Raw genomic sequence first — 10,317 nt, forward strand, 5'->3', positions numbered from 1 at the left:
TCTTTTTTAAATTCTACCCAATCATGGCTAAGAATTTATTATATTGTTCAACATAAAACCAATTAGAAAATCCTACCAAAAAATGAAAATCATTAAAACTGTATTTTTAACATCCCTAACCCTAGTACTTTCAGCATCTATAAACGCTCAAGATAACACAGACCAAGATGAAGAAAAACTGTCGCTTAATGAAGGTACTATCGATAATCAATTTGAATATGTTATCCAAAGATCAAACAACTATCAGGATTATAAAGTTGTAAAGAAAAATTGGCTCTATGCCTTAAAGGCACATACCATTGATTCTTTAAACGCGGTGAAGAATGAATTAACCGAAACGCAAAATACAGTAAACACCCAAGCCAGTGAAATTAATCAACTCAAAACAAATCTTGCCAATACAAAAACCAGTTTAGACAATACTATTAAGGAAAAGGACAGTATGGCTCTATTCGGAATGCAAATGAGCAAGGGCGGCTATAATGGATTAATGTGGACTATTATCGCAGGACTTTTGGCTTTACTATTATTCTTTATTTTTAAATTTAAAAATAGTAATGCAATTACTTCACAAGCGAAAAAGGCATTGGCAGAAACCGAAGAAGAATATGAGGAACATAGACGTACAGCACTTGAACGTGAGCAAAAAGTGCGACGACAGTTACAAGATGAAATAAACAAACAAAAAAAATCATAGGATAGTTTTCTTCCGCTAATAAAAAATCTGTATTTTTCCTTACAGATTTTTTTTATGTCCATAACCGAAGCAAATATCAGTCATTTACCAGAATTAGCGCCTTTATTTAATGCCTATAGAATATTTTATAAGCAACCCTCTAATTTAGAAGCTGCCGAACAATTTTTGAAGGAACGACTTCAAAATAAAGAATCCATTATCTATTTGGCTTTTGTAGATAACAATGCCGTCGGTTTCACACAGCTTTACCCTTTGTTTTCATCCGTTTCGATGAAACCCATGTATTTGCTAAATGATCTTTATGTAATGTCCAACTATCGTGGGCAAGGTATCGGTGAGGCATTAATTAATAAAGCAAAGTTACTTTGCATGGCCAAAAATTACAAAGGTTTAGCACTTCAAACTGCAAGTGATAATCCCGCTCAAAAACTGTATGAGCGACTTGGGTTTACAAAAGACAAGGATTTATTTTACAATTGGACTTTGGAGTAATTCAAATAGCACTTTAATACAAGACATTCAATAGCATATTTTTCGCATCTTTGCATAGCAAAACCATTATAAATGCGCATAGATATTATTACAGTATTACCTGAATTACTCCAAAGTCCATTTGAAGCTTCGATTTTAAAACGTGCCATTGAGGCCAATTTGGTAGAAGTACACTTTCACAACTTAAGGGATTATACTACCGATAATTACAAATCTGTAGATGATTACCAATTTGGAGGTGGTGCAGGAATGGTAATGATGATCGAACCCATTGATAAATGCATTTCAAAACTTCAATCTGAACGCTCATATGACGAGATTATTTATATGACACCCGATGGCGAACGCCTTAATCAAGGTATCGCTAATCAAGTCTCACTTAAAGAGAATATTATTATTCTATGCGGGCATTATAAGGGTGTAGACCAAAGAGTTAGAGATAAGTTTATTACAAGAGAAATTTCAATTGGAGACTATGTCTTATCTGGTGGCGAATTAGGTGCAGCAGTACTTTGTGATGCTGTTATAAGATTAATCCCTGGTGTATTAGGAAATGAAACTTCAGCCCTTACAGATTCCTTTCAAGATAATTTATTAGCACCTCCAATTTATACAAGGCCTCGTGATTACAAAGGGATGCAAGTCCCAGAAATTTTATTTAGTGGAAATTTTCCAAAAATTGAACAATGGCGAGAAGAACAAGCCTATTTAAGAACCAAGGAACGCCGACCAGATTTATTGGATGAATAAATGCAAACTTCAAATTTATTATAGCACTAATTTAAGATCAAAAATTTATTAATTATTAATTGTGCATTATTGATTATTAACTATCTTTGCATCCAATTTCAGATTAACCTCTGGCGAGATACGTGAATGTTGGTTTGAATCAACCATTTTAAATCATTAAAAGATGAATTCTTTAGTAAAATTTGTTCAAGACGAATTTGTAGCAAAAAAAGATATTCCAGAATTTGGAGCCGGTGACACAATTACCGTGTATTACGAAATTAGAGAAGGTGACAAAAAACGCACACAGTTTTTCAAAGGTGTGGTTTTACAACGTAAAGGATCTGGAGCTTCAGAAACATTTACAATCAGAAAAATGTCAGGAACTGTTGGTGTAGAGCGTATCTTCCCAATCAATCTTCCAGCGCTTCAAAAAATTGAAGTCAACAAAAGAGGTAAAGTTAGACGCGCTAGAATCTATTATTTCAGAGGTCTTACTGGTAAAAAAGCTAGAATTAAAGAAGTTAGAAATTAAACACTTCATAACCTTATACACTAAAGCCTTGATTTCTTCAAGGCTTTTTTTATTAACCATTGTTAATAACTCTGGTTCATAAAGCGTTGATATCTAATTGAGTGAAAAATTTGCAATTTTCGAATCTTGTTATATATTAGCTAAACGATTAAACAACAACATTCGTGTTGTTCGCAATGTAACAGTTGAGTTAATGTTGAAGTCGTATAAAGTAACGTTCTTTATTAAATTGTTTTTTGAGGTTTTGAAACGCCATGTGTATGCATGGGCAGCAGAAAAACCATGATACTTTAAAAAGTGTGACATGCGCAAGTAGGTCAAAACTAGGAAAGTTGAAAGTTTCTGAAAGTAACTCTAGTGAAAACAAAAGTTAACATAAGAAACAATGCTTTTGAAAGTGCATGACGCGCAAGCGAAATGTAAAATAAAAAGCATCAAGAAAAACAATAACTGAAACATTCAAGTAACAAGTCAATACATTTTGAAAGTTATGAGATGTTTCATTGAAATGGTGAACCTTGAATTGAAAAGGACGATTTTGGATGAAAATTCTAATCGGCTGATTTAGCAGAAATGTTAATTAGATCACGAAGTAACTGTTTCAAAGAAAGCCATGTCAAAGTAGTTTTGCTACCATGATATGGCTTTTGTTTTTTTATTACTTCTTTTTTAAACAATCCATAAAAGTGCATTGAAATCATTAAATACCATTGCTAACTAGACTATGTAAACTATATGTTTTTTGTATATTTGCAAGGCTTTAAAAATAAGCGCCCAATGTACTATTAATTAAATCGCATCAATGGCTAATACATCAACAATTGTATATACAAAAACTGACGAAGCACCAGCTTTAGCAACCCAATCATTTTTACCAATTGTTCAGGCATTTACGGCCTCATCAAATATCACTTTTAAAACTAAAGATATTTCACTGGCCGGTCGTATAATTTCCAGTTTTCCTGAATTTTTAAATGAGAATCAACGAATTCCTAATGCATTAGCTGAATTAGGAGAACTTGCAAAACAGCCCGATGCTAACATTATTAAATTGCCAAATATTAGTGCATCAGTACCACAATTAAAAGCAGCTATTTCAGAATTACAAAGTAAAGGCTATAATTTACCCAATTATCCTGATGAGCCTAAAAACGATTCTGAAAAAGACATAAAACAACGCTACGATAAAATTAAAGGAAGTGCTGTAAATCCAGTACTACGAGAAGGTAATTCAGACAGAAGAGCTCCAAAAGCCGTAAAAAATTACGCAAAAAAGAACCCACATTCTATGGGAGCATGGTCTAGCACATCTAAAACTCATGTTGCAACAATGGATCATGGCGATTTTGCACATAACGAAAAATCTCTGACTTTAAGTGAAGCTACGACCATTAAAATCCTTCATCTAGGCACTAATGGCCAACAAACAATTCTTAAGGACAGTTTTGCTATTCAAAAAGGCGAAATTATTGATGCCACAGTGATGAGTAAAACTGCATTACTTGAATTTCTAAAAGCCGAAATAAACGATGCTAAATCAAATGATGTGTTGCTTTCATTACATATGAAAGCCACAATGATGAAAGTATCTGACCCAATTATTTTTGGACATGCGGTGAAAATGTTTTTTGCTGATGTTTTCAATAAACATGATGAAACTTTTGAAAGTTTAGGTATAAACCCTAACAACGGGCTTGGAAACCTTCTTGATAAATTAGCAGAATTACCACAGGAAAAACACGATGAAATTAAAAAAGACATTTCAAAAGCGCTTGAAAATGGACCCGATTTAGCTATGGTGAATTCTGATCGTGGGATTACCAACCTTCATGTACCAAGTGATGTAATTATTGATGCCTCAATGCCGGCCATGATAAGAACTTCTGGACAAATGTGGAATGCCAAGGGTCAACTTCAAGATACGAAGGCCATAATTCCTGACAGCAGTTATGCGGGTGTTTATACGGCAACCATTGAATTCTGTAAAAAACATGGTGCATTTGATCCTACCACGATGGGAACAGTTCCAAACGTTGGATTAATGGCTCAAAAAGCAGAAGAATATGGTTCCCATGATAAAACTTTTGAAATTGAAGCTGAAGGAAAAGTTCAAGTTTTAGACCAAAATAATAAGGTTATATTAGAACATGAGGTTGAATCTGCAGATATTTGGAGAATGTGCCAAACCAAAGATGCGCCAATTCAAGATTGGATAAAATTAGCTGTTTCTAGAGCGCGAGCAACAAATACTCCTACCGTTTTCTGGTTAGATAAAAATAGAGCTCATGATGCAGAATTAATCAAAAAAGTTAATATCTATTTACCTAATCATGATACCACAGGGTTAGATATTAGAATACTTTCTTCAATTGAAGCAACACAATTTACGCTAGAACGCATTAAAGAAGGAAAAGATACTATTTCGGTTACAGGAAACGTATTGCGTGACTACTTAACCGATTTATTTCCAATTTTAGAAGTAGGAACCAGTGCTAAAATGCTTTCTATAGTTCCTTTAATGAATGGTGGGGGATTATTTGAAACTGGTGCAGGTGGATCTGCTCCTAAACATGTTGAACAACTATTACATGAAAATCATTTACGTTGGGATTCATTGGGAGAGTTTTTAGCATTAGCCGTGTCACTTGAACATCTTGGAGAGAAAATAAATAATCAGAGAGCTTTAGTTTTGTCCGAAACATTAGATGAAGCAACTGAAACTTTATTAGAAAGAGATAAAGGCCCTCAAAGAACCGTTGGCCAACTCGATAATAGAGGTAGTCATTTCTATTTAGCATTATATTGGGCACAAGCTCTTGCCAATCAAAATAAAGATGAAAATTTAAAGCAAGAATTTACTACAATTGCTAAAAAATTAGCGCAAAATGAAAATGAAATTTTGAACCAACTAAACAAAGTTCAAGGTCATTCAGTAGATATTGGCGGATATTATAAACCTGATTCGATTTTAGTTGATGAAATTATGAGACCTAGTAAAGTATTCAATTCAATTATAGCCGAACTTGCTTAAATTCAAAAAGTTAATTTAAAAAGCTCCTTTTTCTTTAGGAGCTTTTTTATTTTTACAAAAACTGCTAAATGAATAGACTACAATGCTTCATCATTTTATTATGTAGTCTAACTACAGGTCTATTAGCACAAGAAAAACACACATTGAGCGGGACGGTTAGTGATATTTTAAGTAATGAAACCTTAATTTCTGCCAATATTATTGTTGAAAATCTTCAAATTGGTACAACAACCAATGAATACGGTTTTTATTCAATTACATTACCTAAAGGCCTTTATGAAATCCAAATAACCTATATAGGCTTTCAAACTATTATTAAAACGGTCGATTTAAATTCAAATATTAACCTAGACATTAGATTATCAGAATCAAGCCTTAATTTGGAGGAAGTAGTTATAGAAACTAATGTCGAAACCCTGAATTTACGTAACCCACAAATGAGCATCAATGCACTATCGATAAAGACTATTAAACAAATACCTGTAGTTCTTGGCGAAGCAGATATCATTAAATCGATAACATTACTTCCTGGTGTAACCAATGCCGGAGAAGGTGCTTCTGGGTTTAATGTTAGAGGTGGGGCTGCTGATCAAAACTTAATTCTACTAGATGAAGCAACCATCTTTAACTCTTCACATTTATTTGGTTTATTCTCTGTATTTAATCCAGATGCCATAAAAGATATAAAATTGTACAAAGGGGGTATTCCTGCCAAATATGGAGGACGGGTCTCATCAGTTTTAGACATTTATCAAAAGGAAGGCAATAGCAAAGAATTTCATTTCAATGGAGGAATTGGTCTTGTATCGAGTAGACTACTTGCCGAAGGTCCAATTAAAAAAGAAAAAGGAGCTTTTCTATTAGGTGGACGAAGTAGTTATATCCACCTACTTTTACCTGTGTTTGATATTGATAATAAGGCCTATTTTTATGATCTCAATACTAAATTGAGCTATAGGCTGAATAAAAATAACAACATCTATTTATCTGGTTATTTTGGACGAGACGTCTTTGAGATCGCAGACAGTTTTGAAAACACCTATGGAAATTCAGTATTAAACTTTAGATGGAATCACCTGTTTTCAGATAAATTATTTTCTAATTTGTCTTTAATTTATTCAGATTATGACTATAATTTAAAACTAAATTTTGTAGATTTTTATTGGAATTCTGGTATTAAAAATTTCAATATTAAATATGACTTAAAGCATTATTTGAGTACTACCTTAAAATGGTTTTACGGTTTAAATAGTGTGTATTACAAATTTAATCCTGGAAAAATAGAACCAACATCCTCATCTTCTGGTATAAACCCTTTTAAACTTACAGATAAATATGCTTTAGAGAATGCTGTATACGTTGATCTTGAACACCAATTAAGCAATAAAGTAGCCATTAGTTATGGTATTAGATTAAGTTCTTTTTTGAGATTAGGGCAAAATGCTCTAAATATCTATAATGAAAATAATCCAGTTGTATTTAATGAAGACCTCCAAATCTATGAAAAGGCAGATCCTATAGGTGTAAATGCATATAAAAGAAGTGATATCATCACATCCTTTTTTAATTTCGAACCTCGCTTTTCTATTGCCTACCAAATAAATAATTATTCTTCATTGAAAGGAAGTTATAATAGAATGAGCCAATACCTTCATTTACTTTCAAATACTAGTTCGCCAACACCATTAGACGTTTGGGCACCTAGTGGTGACTATATTAAGCCGCAATTATTAGATCAGTTTGCCATAGGCTATTTTAGAACATTTAAAGATGAAAAATATACTTTAGAACTTGAAAGCTTTTATAAAACCATTAAAAACCGAATTGACTTTATTGATGGTGCCGATTTAATTGCCAATAATGCTATTGAGCAAGTTATTTTAAATGGTGAGGCCAGAGCCTATGGTTTAGAGGTACTCTTTAAAAAGAATGAAGGAAAACTAAAAGGATGGTTAGCCTATACCCTATCTAAATCAGAACAACAGACCAAAGGTCGCTCCCCAATTGAATCTGGCATAAACAACGGACAATGGTATAGAACGCCTTATGATAAAACACATGATGTTTCTATTACAGGAAGTTATTCAATTCATAAAAAATGGACAATAAATGCTAATTTAGTATTTCAAACAGGTCAACCATCCACATTTCCAAACGGGCAATACCATTACAACGGTATATCTATACCTACTTACGAAGCTAGAAACTCAAGTAGGTTACCAAATTATCACAGACTGGACATTTCTGGAATTTATAATCCTAATAAATCAACATCTAAACCTTGGCAAACAGAATGGGTGTTTAGTATTTACAATCTATACAACCGAAAAAATGCAGCCTCAATAACATTTAGAGAAAATAGAAATTCAGGTACTAATGAAGCTATTCGCTTAGCAATTTTTGGTATTATTCCCTCAATCTCGTATAATTTTAAGTTTTAAGATGAAGCATTATTTCAAACTAATAATTTTAAGTTTAATATTCACATCTTGTGAAGATGTTATTGATTTAAACCTTAACAATACAGAACCTAAACTTGTCATTGACGCTTCAATTAATTGGTTAAAAGGTACAAATGGTATGGAACAAGGTATTAAACTATCCCTTACGGCTCCCTATTTTGACAGTAATGTTGAACCTGCCAGTGGAGCAATTGTTTATGTTACTGATAGTTCAAATAATCAATTCAACTTTCTAGAAGACGAAAATACGGGAGTGTATAAAACTAGTGACTTTAGACCAGTTCTAAATGAAGTATATACCCTTTTCATTTCGTACAATAATCAAAATTATATGGCTGTTGAAACTTTAAAGTCTGTTGCCCCAATTGAATTTGTTGAACAAAAAAATGACGGAGGTTTTTCTGGTCAAGAAATTGAACTAAAAGCGTTCTATACAGACCCAGAAGATGAAGAAAACTATTATTTATTTGAATTTTTAAATCAACAAAATAGACCTACTCTCGAAGTATATAAAGATGAATTCACAAATGGTAATCAAATATTTGGATTTTATGCCGAAGAAGATCTTTCTACAGGAGACCAAATACTTATTAAAAATTATGGCATTTCTAAACGATACTATGAGTTTATGTTTATACTACTACAACAAAATAGTGACGAAGGTGGAGGACCCTTTGAAACTCAGCCTGCAACAGTACGAGGTAATTGTATTAATATCACCAACTCAGAAAACTTTCCATTAGGTTACTTTCGGCTCTCAGAGACAAGTGAGTACCATTATACCATTCAATAGTTCGAGTTAACTTCAATTTTATGGCAGAAATAGCCACATTTAATTTTATCCTTTGAGGCTAATGTGTTAATTTGTAAATTTGTACCAAATGAATTTCACTAAAACCACGGAACAAGATTCTAACCACGATCAACTCGAAAATATGAGTGTTGTAGAGTTACTTACCAATATCAATTCAGAAGACAAAAGTGTTCCAATTGCAGTAGAAAAGGCAATTCCTCAAATAGAAAAATTAGTACAACATATAGTTACTAAACTAAAAGATGGTGGAAGATTATTTTATATAGGTGCAGGAACTAGTGGAAGGCTTGGCATTGTTGATGCTTCAGAATGTCCACCTACTTTTGGTGTTTCGCATGATTTGGTAATTGGCATCATAGCAGGAGGAGACCACGCAATAAGAAATGCTGTTGAATTTGCCGAAGATTCAGTTACTCAAGCTTGGGAAGACTTAAAACAATATTTTATAACAGAAAAAGATGTTGTAATTGGAATAGCTGCATCGGGCACAACTCCTTATGTAATTGGAGGATTAAAGTCTTGTAATGAGCACGGTATTATTACTGGATGTATAACTTGTAATCGCAATAGCCCTTTATCAAATACTGCAAAATTCCCAGTAGAAGTTATTGTAGGGCCTGAATTTGTAACGGGAAGTTCAAGAATGAAAGCAGGAACGGCCCAAAAGCTGGTTTTAAATATGATTTCTACGGCTACTATGATTCAGCTTGGTCATATTAAAGGGAATAAAATGATTGATATGCAACTAAGTAACAATAAATTGGTTGATCGCGGAATTCGAATGATTATGAATGAACTCTTAATTTCACAAGAAGAAGCTAAAACGCTACTAAATAAATACCAAAACGTACGTTTGGCTGTTCAAAACTATGAAAATGGAAACCAATAAAACTAACAAGGAAGTACTATATAAAGGACTAAATACTATGGGGCTCTCATTGGTTTGCATGTTTGCTGGTCCTACGCTAGTTTATGTGGCTTTAGGTGACAAAGAAAACTCGTTGTTCTACCCTATTCTTATTTTGGGGTTTTTAATTTGTAGTCTTGCCATTTATTTGGGTTTTAAGGGAATTAAAACCATATTAGATAGTATGTTTAAAAAATAAAAGGGTACTTCTTCTTTTATTAATTTATTTTTTTATTATTAAAATTGATATAAAAAAAAAGCCCTTCATATTACTATGAAGGGCTTTTAAAAAAGGCGATGACCTACTCTCCCACAAATGCAGTACCATCGGCGCTAACGGGCTTAACTTCTCTGTTCGGAATGGTAAGAGGTGAGCCCCGTTGCTATAACCACCTTAAGTTATAGCTTTTTGCTATTGTCCTAAAAAGGAACTTTAGCATCCAGCGTCACGCTTTTAGCGTGACAAATATCTTAACATATTGAAAAAAGGACGGTAAACCGTCAACATAACATAAAAAATAAAACAAGTTTGTATACTGCTTATAAAGACATTCCATCCCCCTTCCCTAAAGAAGGGGGAGGCTCAATAAGCCTATGGGTTATTAGTACTACTCGGCTATGACATTACTGCCTTTACACCTATAGCCTAT

General features: G+C 33.1%; 9 protein-coding genes and 1 rRNA gene. 9 read left to right on the forward strand and 1 reads right to left on the reverse strand.

Translation table 11 applies throughout. From position 1 onward, the window contains the following. Nucleotides 1-82: 82 nt before the first annotated feature. From ACFO5O_RS07490 to ACFO5O_RS07530, 9 genes are all read left to right on the forward strand, one after another. Nucleotides 83-697 (forward strand): tRNA (guanine-N1)-methyltransferase, encoded by a 615-nt coding sequence (locus tag ACFO5O_RS07490; RefSeq protein WP_387962442.1) that lies wholly within the window; start codon nt 83-85, stop codon nt 695-697. 54 nt (nt 698-751) lie between these two features. Beyond that, nucleotides 752-1,189 carry a GNAT family N-acetyltransferase gene (locus ACFO5O_RS07495; protein ID WP_387962444.1) on the forward strand — a complete coding sequence of 146 codons (438 nt, stop codon included), beginning with the start codon at nt 752-754 and terminating at the stop codon, nt 1,187-1,189. A gap of 72 nt (nt 1,190-1,261) precedes the next feature. Continuing rightward, nucleotides 1,262-1,939 (forward strand): tRNA (guanosine(37)-N1)-methyltransferase TrmD, encoded by a 678-nt coding sequence (gene trmD / locus ACFO5O_RS07500; RefSeq protein WP_387962446.1) that lies wholly within the window; start codon nt 1,262-1,264, stop codon nt 1,937-1,939. Between the two features lie 163 nt (nt 1,940-2,102). Continuing rightward, entirely contained in the window at nt 2,103-2,453 is a 351-nt protein-coding gene (gene rplS / locus ACFO5O_RS07505; RefSeq protein ID WP_119029231.1) for a 50S ribosomal protein L19, read from the forward strand. Nucleotides 2,454-3,255: 802 nt separating this feature from the next. Further along, a complete protein-coding gene (locus ACFO5O_RS07510; protein ID WP_387962448.1) occupies nt 3,256-5,484 on the forward strand; it encodes an NADP-dependent isocitrate dehydrogenase in 2,229 nt (742 codons plus the stop codon). Between the two features lie 68 nt (nt 5,485-5,552). Beyond that, nucleotides 5,553-7,925: a TonB-dependent receptor gene (locus ACFO5O_RS07515; protein ID WP_387962450.1), complete on the forward strand. Its 2,373-nt coding sequence runs from the start codon at nt 5,553-5,555 to the stop codon at nt 7,923-7,925. 1 nt (nt 7,926) lies between these two features. After that, nucleotides 7,927-8,739: a DUF4249 family protein gene (locus ACFO5O_RS07520; RefSeq protein ID WP_387962452.1), complete on the forward strand. Its 813-nt coding sequence runs from the start codon at nt 7,927-7,929 to the stop codon at nt 8,737-8,739. 88 nt (nt 8,740-8,827) lie between these two features. Then, nucleotides 8,828-9,649, forward strand: coding sequence for an N-acetylmuramic acid 6-phosphate etherase (murQ, locus tag ACFO5O_RS07525; protein ID WP_387962454.1), 822 nt, complete (start codon nt 8,828-8,830; stop codon nt 9,647-9,649). Continuing rightward, complete coding sequence (locus ACFO5O_RS07530) at nt 9,636-9,866, forward strand: DUF6095 family protein (protein ID WP_387962456.1); 231 nt, start codon at nt 9,636-9,638, stop codon at nt 9,864-9,866. Before murQ ends, ACFO5O_RS07530 begins: the two co-directional genes overlap by 14 nt. Before the next feature lie 90 nt (nt 9,867-9,956). Here ACFO5O_RS07530 and rrf read toward each other — a convergent pair. After that, nucleotides 9,957-10,064, reverse strand: a 5S ribosomal RNA gene (rrf, locus tag ACFO5O_RS07535). Nucleotides 10,065-10,317 lie beyond the last annotated feature (253 nt).

Source organism: Geojedonia litorea, from assembly GCF_042654525.1.
Taxonomy (GTDB): domain Bacteria; phylum Bacteroidota; class Bacteroidia; order Flavobacteriales; family Flavobacteriaceae; genus Geojedonia; species Geojedonia litorea.